The 15050-nt window shown below is 60.8% G+C and carries 16 protein-coding genes; 6 read left to right on the top strand and 10 right to left on the bottom strand.

The genetic code is table 11. From position 1 onward, the window contains the following. Window positions 1-11 precede the first annotated feature (11 nt). The 8 genes from AB6803_RS01605 to AB6803_RS01570 all read right to left on the bottom strand — a co-directional run bounded on the left by AB6803_RS01605 (window position 12) and on the right by AB6803_RS01570 (window position 6371). The gene (locus tag AB6803_RS01605) at window positions 12-626 is read right to left on the bottom strand and encodes a hypothetical protein (protein ID WP_371107211.1); all 615 of its coding nucleotides are present in this window, start codon (window positions 624-626) and stop codon (window positions 12-14) included. A 134-nt stretch (window positions 627-760) separates the two neighbouring features. Beyond that, window positions 761-1576 carry an IclR family transcriptional regulator gene (locus tag AB6803_RS01600; RefSeq protein ID WP_371107210.1) on the bottom strand — a complete coding sequence of 272 codons (816 nt, stop codon included), beginning with the start codon at window positions 1574-1576 and terminating at the stop codon, window positions 761-763. 57 nt (window positions 1577-1633) lie between these two features. Further along, window positions 1634-2023, bottom strand: coding sequence for a RidA family protein (locus tag AB6803_RS01595; RefSeq protein WP_371107209.1), 390 nt, complete (start codon window positions 2021-2023; stop codon window positions 1634-1636). A 62-nt stretch (window positions 2024-2085) separates the two neighbouring features. Then, window positions 2086-2856, bottom strand: a complete 771-nt coding sequence (locus AB6803_RS01590) for an amino acid ABC transporter ATP-binding protein (RefSeq protein WP_007691718.1) — start codon at window positions 2854-2856, stop codon at window positions 2086-2088. Between the two features lie 13 nt (window positions 2857-2869). Continuing rightward, window positions 2870-3535 (bottom strand): amino acid ABC transporter permease, encoded by a 666-nt coding sequence (locus AB6803_RS01585; protein WP_150192279.1) that lies wholly within the window; start codon window positions 3533-3535, stop codon window positions 2870-2872. A 4-nt stretch (window positions 3536-3539) separates the two neighbouring features. Then, on the bottom strand, window positions 3540-4202 hold the full coding sequence (locus AB6803_RS01580) for an amino acid ABC transporter permease (RefSeq protein ID WP_047464269.1): 663 nt from the start codon (window positions 4200-4202) through the stop codon (window positions 3540-3542). A gap of 62 nt (window positions 4203-4264) precedes the next feature. After that, window positions 4265-5113, bottom strand: coding sequence for a transporter substrate-binding domain-containing protein (locus tag AB6803_RS01575; RefSeq protein ID WP_371107208.1), 849 nt, complete (start codon window positions 5111-5113; stop codon window positions 4265-4267). A 259-nt stretch (window positions 5114-5372) separates the two neighbouring features. Beyond that, entirely contained in the window at window positions 5373-6371 is a 999-nt protein-coding gene (locus AB6803_RS01570) for a LacI family DNA-binding transcriptional regulator (protein ID WP_371107207.1), read from the bottom strand. Window positions 6372-6605: 234 nt separating this feature from the next. Here AB6803_RS01570 and AB6803_RS01565 point away from each other — a divergent pair, with 234 nt between their 5' ends. The 6 genes from AB6803_RS01565 (at window position 6606) to AB6803_RS01540 (ending at window position 12162) form a co-directional block, all read left to right on the top strand. Next, the gene (locus AB6803_RS01565; RefSeq protein ID WP_371107206.1) at window positions 6606-7922 is read left to right on the top strand and encodes an MFS transporter; all 1317 of its coding nucleotides are present in this window, start codon (window positions 6606-6608) and stop codon (window positions 7920-7922) included. A gap of 68 nt (window positions 7923-7990) precedes the next feature. Continuing rightward, entirely contained in the window at window positions 7991-8914 is a 924-nt protein-coding gene (ltnD, locus tag AB6803_RS01560) for an L-threonate dehydrogenase (protein WP_371107205.1), read from the top strand. 38 nt (window positions 8915-8952) lie between these two features. Next, on the top strand, window positions 8953-9735 hold the full coding sequence (gene otnI / locus AB6803_RS01555; protein WP_371107204.1) for a 2-oxo-tetronate isomerase: 783 nt from the start codon (window positions 8953-8955) through the stop codon (window positions 9733-9735). After that, window positions 9732-11012: a 3-oxo-tetronate kinase gene (otnK, locus tag AB6803_RS01550; RefSeq protein WP_371107203.1), complete on the top strand. Its 1281-nt coding sequence runs from the start codon at window positions 9732-9734 to the stop codon at window positions 11010-11012. Before otnI ends, otnK begins: the two co-directional genes overlap by 4 nt. Before the next feature lie 20 nt (window positions 11013-11032). Next, on the top strand, window positions 11033-11671 hold the full coding sequence (gene otnC / locus AB6803_RS01545; protein WP_371107202.1) for a 3-oxo-tetronate 4-phosphate decarboxylase: 639 nt from the start codon (window positions 11033-11035) through the stop codon (window positions 11669-11671). A gap of 152 nt (window positions 11672-11823) precedes the next feature. Next, on the top strand, window positions 11824-12162 hold the full coding sequence (locus tag AB6803_RS01540) for a hypothetical protein (protein WP_371107687.1): 339 nt from the start codon (window positions 11824-11826) through the stop codon (window positions 12160-12162). Between the two features lie 75 nt (window positions 12163-12237). Here AB6803_RS01540 and AB6803_RS01535 read toward each other — a convergent pair whose 3' ends face one another. After that, window positions 12238-12714, bottom strand: coding sequence for a response regulator (locus AB6803_RS01535; protein ID WP_174164988.1), 477 nt, complete (start codon window positions 12712-12714; stop codon window positions 12238-12240). Next, a complete protein-coding gene (locus tag AB6803_RS01530; RefSeq protein ID WP_371107201.1) occupies window positions 12711-15044 on the bottom strand; it encodes a PAS domain S-box protein in 2334 nt (777 codons plus the stop codon). The genes AB6803_RS01535 and AB6803_RS01530 overlap by 4 nt, the downstream gene beginning before the upstream one ends. Between the last annotated feature and the right edge of the window lie 6 nt (window positions 15045-15050).

Genomic DNA, 15050 nt, shown 5'->3' with positions numbered 1-15050 from the left:
CGTAGGCGACTTCACCACTCCAATTGACGCACGCCGTCAATCGCATCCCGCCCTTTCCGGATGGCAAAGGCCGGAGCTTCCGCGGCGCGGCTCAGGATATACCGCACGCCACGCACGGGTGAGCGATCCTCTGGCGGCTCAGGCACATAAAGCGCCTGCTCCTGCAGATCCTGCGGCGGCCGATCCGCCTCGGAAAGTCCGACGATCATCGGATCGCGCGTATCGCATTGCGGCATGCAACGGTCGAACTGCGTGACGTCCGAGGAGGTTACAGTTTTGACACTCGTAACTTTGGCATGGGCTGCAACGCGCTTTGCCGTCGTGCTGGCTTTCGCGGCCGCCGACTTGTTCGCGGTAGCCGGTCTGAAGATCGGCGTTGGCAACACAGCCGGGCTCGCATCAACGGCCGATTGAAGATCATTCGCCGTCGCAAAGTTCCTGGCATCTGCAACTTCGATCGCGCCGCTTCTGGTGACATCGACCGACGACATCAGCGGCGCTTCCGCCTCTGTGCGGGCAACCGCATAAAGTCCTGCGACCGTCACTCCGCAGACGAAGAGGCCGACGCCAACTTTTCGGGCCAGCTCGCCTGCGGCACCAGGCACTTTGGTTTGCTGCATGCTCATTGCTCTCTCCATTCGACATTTGTCTGAAGTGAGAGTTCACACCACAATTGCGGCACCCCTTTTGCCGAAAAGTGGCCGAGAGCAGGCGAATTGCAAAGAAATGTTGTAGGCGCGCCTAGGTCTGGCCCATTCGCTTAGGACGACCGGCCCTGCCTCATATTGGCGCGGTCGGAAACACTGAAGCCCAGCCGCTCCGAAATCTCACCCACGGCGCGAAGAAGGCTATCGAGATAGCTTTCCCGGTTTCGCAAGCCGTCCTCTTTCGGCGCCACCAGACAAAGCGTGGCGATGCATCGCCCGTCTTCCTGCTTGATCGGCGCGGCAAAGCAATGGGTAAAATTTTCCACCTCGCTATTGAAGGTGAAATAGCCGTCGATCGACGCTTGGCGAACTTCGCCGATGAAACGGCTCGGGTCGAGCTGCTTGCCATTGGGCAGAACGAAATCCTGCGGCGGGATGAAATCGAGTATTTCAGCATCGCTGAGGTGGGAAACCAGCAGGCGGCCGGACGCCGTCCAAGGAATTGAAACGAGCTCGCCGACATTCGAGGAAATGCGGAACGGACGGATCCCCTCGCGCATCATCGCAACCGTGTATTTGTTGCCTTCCAGCATGCACATCTGCGCCGTTTCGCGCGTTTCCTCGGCAAGCCGGGTCAACAGGGTGTCGGACTCGCGCATTAGGTCGAATTGATCCGCATAGGCCGTGCCGAGGAAATAGAGCTTGCGGCCAAGGAAGACACGGCCGTCGCCTCCCTGATAATCAAGCATGCCGTGGCGCAGGAGAAGATTGACGAGTTCATAGATCGACGAGCGCGGTGCGCCGATCTCGACTGCGATTTCGTTCGGCCTCATCGGCTGGCGCCTGGTGCGCAGAAACTCAAGAATCTCAAAGGCACGATCAAGGCCGCGCGTCCGTCGCGATACGATATCGTCTGGGCCTTCAGCCATCAAACATGCTCCATTTCCGGGGAATAGGCGCGACTGTGACAGTCGCGCCCCAACAACTCAACCTCTATCGGCGCGATAGGCGACGCAATCGACTTCCACCTTGCAATCGACCATCATCCGGGACTGAACACAAGCGCGTGCCGGCGGGTTATTGCCGAAATACTCCGCATAGACGCCGTTGAAGCTCCAGAAGTCGCGGGGATCGTCGAGCCACACGCCGATGCGAACCACATCCTCGATGCCATAGCCGGCTTCGTGCAGGATGGCGATCAGATTTTCGATCGCCTTGCGGGTTTCCGCGATAATGCCGCCACCGACGATCTCGCCTTTCTCCATCGCGACCTGGCCGGAAACGTGCAGCCAGCCATTGGCTTCGACCGCGCGGGCAAAAGGCAGGGCTTGCCCGCCGGCTCCGGTTTCGCCGGCACCGTAACGCTTGATAGTCATATGACCTCTCTCTTTTCTTCTGGATTCTATGTGTCAGTAGGCGGCACAAGGCCGCCTGTCGTTCAGTTGAAGCTGGACGTCTTCAGGAATTCGGCCAGCCGCTCGGTCTTCGGCCTGACGAACATCTCCTTGGGATCGCCCTCCTCGCCGATAAGGCCCTGGTTCATGAAAATGACCCTTGACGAGACTTCATAGGCAAAGCGCATCTCGTGGGTGACGAGCAGCATGCTCATGCCATCGGCGGCAAGTCCCTTGATCACCTGCAGCACCTCGCCGACCAGTTCGGGGTCGAGCGCCGAGGTCACCTCGTCGAAGAGCATCAACCGAGGGGTCATGGCAATGGCGCGGGCGATTGCCACACGCTGCTGCTGACCGCCGGAAAGCTGACCCGGATAATGATCGGCGCGGGACGCCAGGCCCACCCGATCGAGCCATTTCTCAGCAACCGCGCGCGCCTCGTCGCGGTGCATCTTCTTGACCTTGATAAGCCCGAGCATGACGTTGCGGGCAGCCGTCATATGCGGGAAGAGATTGAACTGCTGGAAGGCCATGCCGGTCAGAGCCCGCTGGCGAGCAATGTCCTTCTCGCTCTTGCGCCGGCGCGCGCCACCGGCATCGTCGTAGCCGATCGGCTCGCCTTCGAGCAGGATGCGCCCGCCCTGGAATTCCTCGAGCATGTTGATGCAGCGGAGCATCGTCGTCTTGCCCGAGCCGGAGGAGCCGATGATCGAAATGACCTCGCCCTCCTGCATGGTGCAGTCGACGCCCTTCAGCACCTCGAGCGGGCCATATTGCTTACGCAGCCCCTGTATTTCGAGAAGTATCTTGCTCATGATGATCGAGCCCTCACGACGGAACGGCGGTCTTGCGCTCGACATATTTGCCGAGGCGCTCGATGCCGTAGTTGATGACGAAGTACAAAAGCCCCGCGAAGAAATAGAACTGTAGGCTCATGAAATTACGCGAAATGATTTCCTGCATGCGCAGCAGCAGCTCGGCGACGCCGATGACGGAAAGCAGCGTCGAGGCCTTGACCATCTCGGCCGCGGTGTTCACCCAGGCCGGCAGAAACTGGCGCAGCGCCTGCGGCCAGAGCACATAGGCAAAGGTCTGGCGGAAGGTGAGTCCGATCGCCTTTGCCGCTTCGGTCTGCCCCTTCGGGATCGCCTGCAACCCGCCACGCACGATCTCGCCGACATGCGAGGAGCAGAAGATCGCGAGCGCGAAAACACCGGCCTGGAATGGGCCGAGATCGATCCCGATGGTCGACAGGACATAGTAGCTGGCCAGAACCAGAACCAGGACCGGTGTTCCCCGGATGAAGTCCGTATAGGCTCGGACGAAAAAGCGCAGCACCGGATTGCCATAGACGAGGCAAAGTCCGACGAGAACGCCGAGCAGCGAGCCGACAACGATCGCAAGCAGCGAGATGGACACCGTGAGGCCAAGTCCCTTGAGAATGGCGAGGCGCGCGATCCAGAGCTGATCGAGAAAAGCGGTAAAATCGGTCATGACATTACCTCGGAACGGCAAGGCGGCGCTCGACGACGCGCATCAGCGCGGCCAGCACGACACAGGTGAAAACGTAGAGGCCGGAGGTGACGAGCCATGTCTCAATGACGCGAAAGCTCTCGACATTGATCTTGCGCGCCTCGAAGGTCAGCTCCGGCACGGCAATCGCCGCTGCGAGAGACGTATCCTTGAAGAGCGAGATCACCGTCGATGAAAGCGAAGGCAGCACGTTGCGGAACATTAGCGGTGCAATGATCGAGACGCGGATCTGCATCGGCGTCAGGCCGATGGCAAGCCCCGCCTCCGACAATCCCTTCGGAATGGACAGCAGGCCGGCACGAAAGACCTCGGCCAGATAGGCGCCCGAATAGATCGACAGCACTGCGATGAAACTCTGGACCTTACCGATGCGGAAGCCCATCTGCGGCAAGGCGAAATAGGCAAAGAGCACCAGCACGAGGATCGGCAGATTACGGATGACCGTCACGTAAAGTGCTGCGGGCCGCCGGACCCAGCCGCTTTTCGCCGTCAGGGCGAAGGCGACGAGCAGGCCGATCAGGGCACCGATCAGGATGGAAATGAAAGCCAGCCCGAGACTGAGCAGCAGACCTTCGAGAAGCTGGTCGAAGCTGCGCCAGACGGCGGCGAAATTGAGCGTATAACCCATGGCGCAATCCTGCAATCAAGGGTGAGGAAAGGACGGAAGGCAACCTTCCGTCCTCGACGACATCACTTGTATTCGACCGGGAAGCCGATCTGCGGCGGCGTCAGATCCTTGCCGAACCACTTCTTGTACGAGGTGGCATAGAAATCGAACTCGACGCCGGTCATCGCCTCATGCAGGGCGGTGTTGACGAAGTTCAGCCAGTCCTGGTCACCGCGCTTGACACCGCAGGCATAGGTCTGCGGGTTCCAGCCGTAGCCGGCATCCTTGTAACGGCCGGGGTTCTGCGTCATGTACCAGGCCAGCGACGACTGGTCGGTTGCAACCGCGTCGGCGCGGCCGGATTCCAGCGCCTGATAGATCAGATCCACCGATTCATACTGGTCGACGGTCGCGTCCGGCAGGGCGGCATGCACCATCGCCTCGGCATAGACGTTCTGGAGCACGGAGATAGTGACGGACGAACCGGCGGCCTTGAGCGCGGCATAATCCGGATACTTGCCATCGGCCTTCAGCATCAGCCCGACGCCCTCGCGATAATAAGGGATCGTGAAGGCGATCTGCTGCGCGCGTTCGCCGGTGACGGTCATGAACTGGCAGGTCAGGTCGACCTTGTCGGTGGTGATGTTCGGGATACGCGCATCGGAAGACTGGTTGACGAATTCGATCTTGTCGGGATCGCCGAACAGCGCCTTGGCGACGATGCGGCCCATGTCGATGTCAAATCCCTGAAGCTTGTCATCGGCGCTCTTGAAGTGCCATGGCGCATTGGTGCTGCCGGTGCCCATGACAAGATGGCCGCGAGCGAGCACTTCGTCGAGCTTGCTTTTGGCCTGCTGGGCGACGGCGGGCATTGCGGAGATAAGGAAGGCGGTGGCCAGCGAAAGCAGGCTGGCGCGAAGTGAGACGGTCATGACGTTCCCCTGTTGGATGGTTGTTTCTGATGTCCAATATTATGGACATATGTCCAGTTTACTGGATTTACGTATTGAGCTACGCGATTTGAGAATTGTCAAGTGTCAGGACGCGCAGAATCAGCGCGCGTCGATGCAACCGCGCCGGCGCCCACCCATGAGCGCCCTCGGCGACAGCACGAGAGACGCTCGGAGCGCGCCGACTTCAATCGATAGTCAGAGGTGGTTTGCAGACGACGCGGATTACATCCGCCTGCCGTCAGGCGGTCTCGCCTTCGATCAGCTCAAAGCCGAGATCGATGGTTTGTGATGGCGCATCGTCAAGCACAAGCTGAGCGGCAACCTGCCCGATCGCGACGCGCGGGGTGCGGATGGTCGACAATGGCTGCGGCGTCACCCTAGCGATATCAAGGCCGTTATAACCGAAAATGGCCAGTTGCGACGGAATGGAAATACCACGCGCCATGCAGTGGAAATAGCCACCCAAGGCCATGTCGTCGTTGGAGAAATAGATGGCGTCGAGGTCCGGGACACGCGCGAGCAGCCTTTCGAGCCCCAGCCGGCCGGCTTCGACCGAGGACGCGCCCGCATGGATTTCGCGGCCCACGAGCGGCTTGCCTTCGGCTTCGAGGGCGGCGCAAAACGCTGCGAAACGTTTGCCCGCGCGCGTGTCGCGCACCAGATCATGGCCGACATAGCCGATGCGGCGATAGCCGCGCCGCAGCATGAATTCCGCGCTTGCGCGCGCCGCCGCGGCGTTTGAGAATCCGACCGCGAGATCGAGCGCCGTACCGTCGAGGTCGAGCAACTCCACGACACGGCAACCGCTCGCGCGCAGCATTTTCGCCGTCCCCTCGCTGTGCTCCAGCCCGGCCAGCATGACGGCCGACGGCCGCCAGGCGAGCATGGCCGCGACCATCGCCTCCTCCCTGCCGGGATCATAGTCCGTTACCGCGAAGACCGATTGGTAATGGCTTGCCTCAAGCACGCCGCCCGCGCCGCGCAGCACGTCCGGAAACACGATATTGGAAAGCGACGGGATGACGAAGGCGACGAGGCGCGATCCTGCCGAGGCGAGCGCTCCGGCGATACGGTTGGGCACGTAGCCAAGGCGCTCGACTGCCGCCATGACGCGGTCATGCGTCTTCTGGGAAAACGAACCATGATTGCGAAGCACACGCGAGACCGTGCTTTCGCCCACCCCGGCCGCTTCGGCAACCTCTGCAAGCGTGACCGTGGTCTGAGGTTTGACGTTCATGTTCCCTGAAAAATCCATATGCGGTTCCGCATTATAGTCGCGCGGAAGCTCGTATTCCCGTGGCCGTTTCCACTTCCGCTCCTTTAACACAAGATTTTTGGCAGCGCCGCCAAATTCCTATTGGCAGCGCTGCCAATATGCAGTAATGGAAATTGGCAGCGCTGCCAATTTTGGAGCGTTTGGCCGGATCGAGGTTCTGGAGGGACCCCGGCTTTCCATTCGGAGGAGGACATCATGACGTTTCAAGCGCAGGCCACAGCCCAGGGCGAGCGCGCCGCCAATCCGGTCGAAGACCGTGCATACAGCAAGGTGTTTTGGAGAATCGTACCCTTTCTGGTGCTTTGCTATATCGTCGCCTATCTCGACCGCGTGAATGTCGGCTTTGCCAAGCTGCAGATGTCGAGCGAACTCGGACTGTCGGAAGCAGCATACGGGATCGGCGCAGGCATCTTCTTCATCGGCTACTTCCTGTTTGAAGTCCCGAGCAATGTCATCATGAACAAGGTCGGGGCGCGAGTTTGGATCGCTCGCATCATGGTGACCTGGGGCATCGTTTCAGCCGCCTTCATGTTCACCACCTCGGAAACCGTCTTCTATATCCTGCGCTTCCTGCTCGGCATTGCCGAAGCCGGCTTCTTCCCGGGCCTGATTTTCTATCTCACATCATGGTATCCGGCTCGCCACCGCGCCAAGATCATCACGACCTTCATGTCGGCGATCCCCGTATCCGCCATCTTCGGCAACCCGCTGTCCGGTTTCCTCATGGATAGCTTCCACGGGACGCATGGCCTTTCCGGCTGGCAGTGGATGTTCCTGATCGAGGCCGTTCCGGCAGTATTGCTCGGCGTGCTGGTCTTCTTTTATCTCGATGACAGGATCAGCGATGCCAAATGGCTGACTACAGACGAGAAGGCTGTCCTGACGGCCAATATCGAGGATGAAGACCGCAGCAAATCGTCAAGCCCGCATGATGTTGCAAGCACCCTGCGCGACGGCCGCGTCTGGTTGATGTGCCTGATCTATTTCTGCTTCGTCCTTGGGCAATACGGCCTGAACTTCTGGATGCCGACCATCGTCAAGGCGAGCGGCGTTGTCGGAAACTTCAATATCGGCCTGGTCTCGGCCATCCCCTATATCTGCACCTTCGTCGTCATGATCGCGCTCGGCCGCTCCGCCGACCGGCATCGCGAACGCCGTTGGCACCTGATCGTGCCTGCCCTGATTGCCGCGGTCGGCTTTATCGCCGCCACCGTCAGCACCAGCACGACATTTTCGATCATCGCGCTTTCGCTTGCCGCGGCAGGCGCCATCAGCTGCGCACCCCTATTCTGGTCGCTGCCGACGGCCTTTCTTGCCGGTACCGGGGCGGCGGCAGGCATCGCCTGGATCAACTCGGTCGGCAATCTCGCTGGCTTCCTTGGCCCATTTCTGGTTGGCTATCTCAAGGACTTCACCGGCAGCACCTCGGCGGGCATGTATCTCCTGGCGGCAGCGCTCGTCATCGGATCCATCGCCGTGCTGACCATTCCGGCAAAAAGCGTCAATCGCTAGAATGAAAGGTCCTCCGGCATCAATCGTCGGAGGATCGAACACCCTCAAGACATTGCAAGGATATAGAGATGTCATCCCTAGCTGAAAACTCGCATCATCAGCTTGTCGCCGCCGTGATCGGTCTGGGATCCATGGGCCTCGGCATGGCGCGGTCCATGAAGCGCGCTGGCCTCGACGTCATCGGCTACGACATATCGACCGCCGCAGTCGATCGTTTCGTCAGCGAGGGCGGACGGGGCGCCGCGAGCCCGGCATCGGCGGCAAAGGATGCCGATATCGTGGTCTCCGTTGTCGTCAACGGCGCGCAGACCAGGGACGTCCTCTTCGGCGCCGGCGATGTCGCAGGCACCATGAAGCCCGGAGCAGTGTTCATCTCGTCGGCAACCATGGATCCGGCCGTTGCCCGCGATCTGGCGGAGCGTTGCACGGCGCTTGGCCTGCATTATCTCGACGCGCCGATCTCAGGCGGCGCGGTCAAGGCTGCCAGCGGCGAGCTGACCATCATGGCGTCTGGCACGAAGTTGGCTTTCGATGCTGCACGCCCCGCGCTCGACGCTATGGCCGGCAAGGTCTACGAATTGGGCGACGACGCCGGCACCGGCGCGGCCTTCAAGATGATCAATCAGCTTCTGGCCGGCGTGCATATCGCCGCCGCCTGTGAGGCGATCACCTTCGCGGCCAAGCAGGGTCTCGATCTCGACAAGGTCTATGAGGTGATCACCGCCTCGGCCGGGAATTCCTGGATGTTCGAAAACCGGGTGCCGCACGTTCTCGAGGGAGACTACTCGCCGCGCAGTGCCATCGAGATTTTCGTCAAGGATCTCGGTATCGTGCAGGACATGGCCCGCACGGAGCGCTATCCGACCCCGCTCGCCGCCGCCGCGCTACAGATGTATCTTGCCGCGTCAGGTGCCGGCATGGGACGCGACGACGACGCCTCGCTTGCCCGGCTCTATGCGCAGCTTTCGGGCACGGTTCTGCCAAACACCTGAGCGACGAAACGCGCAAGCTACAAACGGAGACAATCAGCATGCCCGTCTTTGCGGCCAATCTGACGATGATGTTCAACGAGTGGCAGTTTCTCGACCGTTTCGACGCGGCGGCGGAAGCCGGCTTCACCGCCGTCGAATACCTCTTTCCCTATGAATTCGCGCCGGAAGCAATCGCGGAACGGCTAGAACGCAACGGATTGACCCAGGCGCTCTTCAACATGCCGCCCGGCGATTGGAACGGCGGCGAGCGCGGACTTGCGGCCCTTCCCGATCGCTTTGAGGAGATGAAGTCGAATGTGGAAAATGCGCTCGACTATGCCGAGGCAACCGGCGTCAAGCGCCTGCACCTGATGGCCGGTCTCGCCAAGCCCGACGACGAGGCGGCTCTCCGCGCCTATCGCCGATCCGTCGAATATTGCGCATCACGGCTTGCCGAAAAAGGGCTTGACCTGGTGCTCGAACCGATCAACGGCCGCAACATGCCGGGCTACTTCCTCAATGATTTCAATCAAGCACGGGCACTGATCGAGGAATTGGGTAGACCCAATCTCAAGCTTCAGTTCGACATCTACCATCGGCAGATCATGCATGGCGATGTCGCGATCGCCTTGCGCGAGATGATGCCGGTCATCGGCCATATCCAAACCGCTAGCGTACCCTCCAGGCAGGAACCATGTAGTGAGGAGCTCAACGACACCTATCTCTTCGCCGAGATCGACCGGCTCGGCTATGAGGGCTTCATCGGCTGCGAATATATTCCGCGAAACCACACGCTCGACGGCCTCGGCTGGTTTGCACCGTTCAAAAGGATAAAGGGATGACACTCTTGCTCGGAGCGATTGCCGACGACTACACCGGTGCGTCGGATCTCGCCAACACGTTCACGAAGAACGGCCTGCGCACGGTGCAGACGATCGGCATTCCCGATCCTGACCTGCCTCTACCGGATGTGGATGCGGTCGTCGTCTCCCTCAAGATCCGCTCGGTTGCAGCGCAGGATGCCGTTTCCGCGGCACGCAAGGCCGAAGCATGGCTGCGCGCCCGCGGCGCGATCCATGTCCTCTACAAGATCTGCTCGACCTTCGATTCCACCGACGCCGGCAATATCGGCCCGGTGACGGACGCGTTGCGCAAGGCGGCGGGCGGCGACCCCATCATCGTCACCCCCGCCTTCCCGGAAACCGGCCGCACCGTCTATGCCGGCCATCTCTTCGTCAACGGGGTGCCGCTCAACGAGAGCCCGTTGAAGGACCATCCGCTCAATCCGATGCACGACGCCAATCTCGTGCGGGTTCTTGCCCGGCAATCCTCCGGTAGCGTCGGGCTCGTCGATCTCGCAACCGTTGCCGATGGTCCGGACGCTGTTAGCGCAAGGCTTGCCGCTCTTCGAGACACCGGCGTGACAGCCGTCATCGCAGATGCCGTGTTTGAAAGCGATCTGGAAACCTTGGGTGCCGTCGCACTCGAAATGCCGCTGTCGACAGGTGCTTCCGGCCTCGGCCTTGGCCTGGCGCGAGCGCTCGTACACTCCGGCAGGATCTCGCATCCGGCGCAAGCGGCCGGAGATGCAATCGGCCCCGTCGGCGGTCTCGCCGCCATTATCGCCGGCAGCTGCTCGATGGCAACGCTGCGCCAGCTTGCCGAAGCCGAGCGTTCGATGCCCGTTCTGCGTCTCGACCCAGAAAAACTGCTTTCGGGACCCGACGAGCTTGCCACCGCAATCTCCTGGGCGGGCGACAGGATATCGGCAGGGCCGGTGGTCATCGCCGCAAGCGCCGACCCGCAAGCCGTCGGCCGGGTGCAGGCGCGCTATGGTCGCGAGGCCTCCGGCCATGCCATCGAACATGCCACATCGGTGATTGCCGCCGAGCTGGTGTCTCGCGGCGTGCGGCGTCTGGTCGTGGCCGGTGGCGAAACATCCGGTGCTGCCGTCGACAAACTCGGCATTCCCGCTTTCCTGATCGGCCCGGAAATCGCACCCGGCGTGCCCGTTCTCCAAACGGTGGGAAATATCCAGGGGAACATGCTGCTCGCCCTGAAATCCGGAAACTTCGGCGGCGACGACTTTTTCGCCGCAGCACTTTCCATGATGCATTAGGCAACCGAGGTAAGGACACCATGACCGAAGAAGCGGAATTGCGCGACAAGATCGTCCGCATGGGCGCGCTGCTCTATAATCGTCAGCTGGCACATGGCAGCGCCGGTAATCTCTCCGTCCGCCTCGACGACGGTTCGATCCTGGTGACACCCACCAATTCAAGCCTCGGATTTCTGGACCCCGCTCGGATATCCAAAGTTTCTCCCACAGGTGAGCTTTTGGCCGGCGATCCGCCCTCAAAGGAGGCTTTCTTCCATCTTGCTGTCTATGAGGAGCGTCCCACAGCGCGCGCCGTGGTGCATCTTCATTCCACTTATTCGGTGGCCGTTTCCTGCCTGTGCCACGACAATACCGACAATGTGCTGCCGCCGCTCACCGCCTATCATGTCATGCGGGTCGGCAAGCTCCCGCTGCTGAAATATTTCCGACCGGGCGACAGAGCCCTGGCGGAAGCCGTGCGTCTTGCCGCCCGTGACCATCGCGCCATGCTGCTCGCCAATCACGGACCGATCGTTTCGGGCAAGACATTGGAAGAAGCAATCTACGCCTATGAGGAGCTGGAAGAGACATCCAAGCTATTCTTCCTATTGGGAGACCGTAAGACGTCCCCCCTTTCTCTCGAAGAGGTTGCCGAACTCAACGCGGCCTTTCCAAGCTGATTTCAGCCCCCGAGAACAAAGAACCTCCCAGCCGAATTTAGGTGAACGGCGTATTCACGCCATGTTCACCTGCAAAGAGTCATTGTGGAAACACTCGATTAACCGAGTCGAAGATTTGCATTTCAAGACGCATCGCGTCGGAGGTGATCATGATGAAGAAGACAATTCTCACGGTTTTGCTCGCAGCTACGGTCGCCGGCAGCGTGTTGGCCCCAGCTGGCTTTGCCCAGGCACAGGAATATGGTCGTTATCGCGATTGGAACGATGGCCCGAGGCGTCATCATCACCATAATGGCGGCGCCATCGCTGGCGGCGTAGCAGCCGGGCTTATCGGTGGCTTGATTGGTGGTGCTATCGTCAACGGCGGTGGCGGCGGTTATGGTTATGCAGCTCCTCCTCCGCCTCCGCCGAGATGCTGGACAGAGAGCCGTCCGGTTCAGAACGAATATGATGACGGCTGGCATTACGAGCGGATGCGCGTCTGCGATTAACGACCGCAAATCTCCGAGTCTGAATATGAGGCGCCGACACCATCGGCGCCTTTGTCGTTTACAGCCTCTCTTCCGTCAGCGGCTGGTGGGATCGCCACCGCGCCGGACGAACGGGGATTGCCCCGTCAGCTCGGTCAGCGCCCGAAACAGGAAGCGTGTTTCGAGCAGATTGAATATCCTCAAAAGAGTTTCCACCGCGTCGATCGGCTTCACCAGGAAGTCCTTAGCACCGAGCGACAGCGCCCTGCGCCGGGTTTCGATCGAAATATCGGCTGTCAGCACGACGATGGGGATAAAGGACGTCGGACCCGTCAGTCGGGAAAAAGCGTCCAGAAGCGCAAAACCATCGATATGGGGCATCATCAGATCGAGCAAGATGATATCCGGGCTGACCTCGTTGAAAAGCCGGACGGCCTCCCTCGGATCGGTCGTCGTCGTCACCTTCTTGAAGCCTTCACGGCGCAACAGTCGCTCCAGTAGAGCGACATTGGCGGCCTCGTCGTCGATGACCAGTACGCTCGCCTCGGCGGCGATATCGATTTGCGGGTTCATTGCGCCATAACCTCGTCGAGCGTCTGAAGGAACTGTCTTATGTCGAGCGGCTTCGCGAGAAAGCGTGTTGCCCCCTCCTGCAGCGCGCCCTGCCGCGTCGCTTCCGTCGCATCGGCACTGATGACGATCACCGGTATGGCCCGCGTATCACTGTCAGCCCTTAGACTTTTCAATACCTCCAGGCCACTGATATCCGGCAGATTAATGTCGAGCAGAATGAGATTAGGACGATGCTCGCGCGCCAGCGTCACTCCGAGACCGCCCAGCATGGCCGGAATGACCGTGGCACTGCAATATCGCGACAGCACATTTTCGATCAGGCTCAGGCTGGCGGGATTGTCCTCGATGCAAAGGACGACATCCAGTTCACGCTTGCCCGCGAGAGGAGCCGGAGACTCAGCGGCAATACGCGGTGCGACCGACGACGACGGCGCAGCCGGCGCAAAGACGGTGAACGTCGTGCCCTCGGTGCCGGTAGAACCAAGCTCCAGTTTTCCGCCCATCGCTTGCATCAGATGCTGCGACAGTGCGAGCCCCAACCCGGTCCCCGACGTGGCGTTGCTGTCGGCCCCAAGACGCTCGAAGGGCTGGAATAGCCGCTCCCTCTTGTTCGGAGCGATACCGAAACCGGTATCGGTAATGTCGATGGCAAGCATATCGCCGTCCACAAGCCTGGTGGACACACGCAGCGTTCCTCCTTCGCGATTGAATTTTATTGCATTCGACAGAAGGTTCAGAAGCACCTGGAGGAACCGGCGACGGTCGACGGTGACGGCGGCGCCGGCGGCATGATCGATCTCGACGACAATGCCGACCTTGCGAGGCGCCGCCAGCGGGCGGGCAAGGTCGACCGCCTCCCCGACGATTTCGCCAGCATCCAGCGTTTCGATATAGAGCTCCATCCGCCCGGCATCGATGCGGGCCAGGTCGAGCAAATCGTCGAGCAGGCTGAGAAGATGCCGGCCGGCCCTCAGAATCTGCGCCAGGCTTGCCTGCGTTTCAGGCTCGTTCAGATCCATCTCCAGAATCTGGGCAAAGCCGAGGATAGAATTGAGGGGTGTCCTGAACTCGTGGCTCAAGCGCGAGTGAAAGGCGCTTCTGGCCTCGCTCGCCTGCTCGGCCTTGTATCGGGCGGCTAGCAGCTCCTCTTCGTTGCGTTTGCGATCGGTGATATCGCGGGTGATCTTCGAAAAGCCCCGCGGATTGCCGTTCTCGTCGTGCAGCGCGGTGACCACGACATTGGCCCAGAAACGCGAGCCGTCCTTGCGCACCCGCCAGCCCTCGTCTTCGACGCGGCCATCGGCCTGCGCGCGCTCAAGCTCCTGGCTTGGCAGCGTATCGCGAACCTCTGGCGGATAGAACCGGGAGAAATGTTCGCCAATGATCTCGTCGGCCGCATATCCCTTGATCCGCTCGGCGCCTGCATTCCAGCTGACCACTCGGCCCTGCTGGTCAAGCCCGAAAATTCCATAATCGTGAACGCCATCGACGAGGAGACGGAAGCGTTCTTCGCTTTCACGAAGCGCGTTCTCGCGTTGCTTGAGGAGAAGACTTGCCTCCTGAAGCGCCCGCGAGAGCGCGCCGAGTTCGTCGCGCGCATGTTCTCCCGATGTCACCGGCTGCCCCATCGCCAGAAGACGAGCCGTCTTTTGCAGCGAGGCAACCCGCCGGACGATGCCGTTCGACATCAGAATGATCGCCACGACACAACCGACCAGACCGACGATAGCGCCGATGATCGTGATCCACTGGGCTCTGTCTCGGATGGCATCGGCCTGCTTCGTCCGCTCTTCAAGCAGCGCATCCTCGCGCTCGCGCATCTGCTGAATGCGGGCGCGCAGCTCATCCAGCACCACCTTGTTGTCCACCAGCGTGCGGCGCATGTCGTCATTGATCGACTGATTACTCTCGCGGCCCTTTTCCAAAAGGTCGTTGAGGCCCGCGAGTTTCTGAAAGACAAGCGGCTCCATGCCATCGAGGCGTGCGCGCTGCCCGGCATCTGTTATCAATGGCCGCATGGCGGCAAAGACACCGGGGAGTTCGGCGTTGGCCTTTTCGAAGGGCGCCAGAAACGCGGCGTCCCCGGTCAACAGATAGCCACGAACGCCCGAGGCGCCCTCGGCCAGGAGCGCATGCAGCTCCAGAATGTCGGACTGGATGGCGAAGGTCACGCGCACATAATCCTCGGCGCGGCGGCTTTCCCGATCCGCCAGGAACACCGATCCGAGAGCGATCAGCAGGCAGATCAATGGAAGGGCGATCACGATCACTCCCTTGCGGGCGAGGGGCTGATCGAGGAAGCGAAGGGACAGGCCCGTCTTGTCGGTCATGTCGCC

The sequence above is a fragment of the Rhizobium sp. RCC_161_2 genome (genome assembly GCF_041355235.1).
GTDB lineage: Bacteria > Pseudomonadota > Alphaproteobacteria > Rhizobiales > Rhizobiaceae > Rhizobium.
This window is presented reverse-complemented; position numbering and strand designations above follow the sequence as displayed.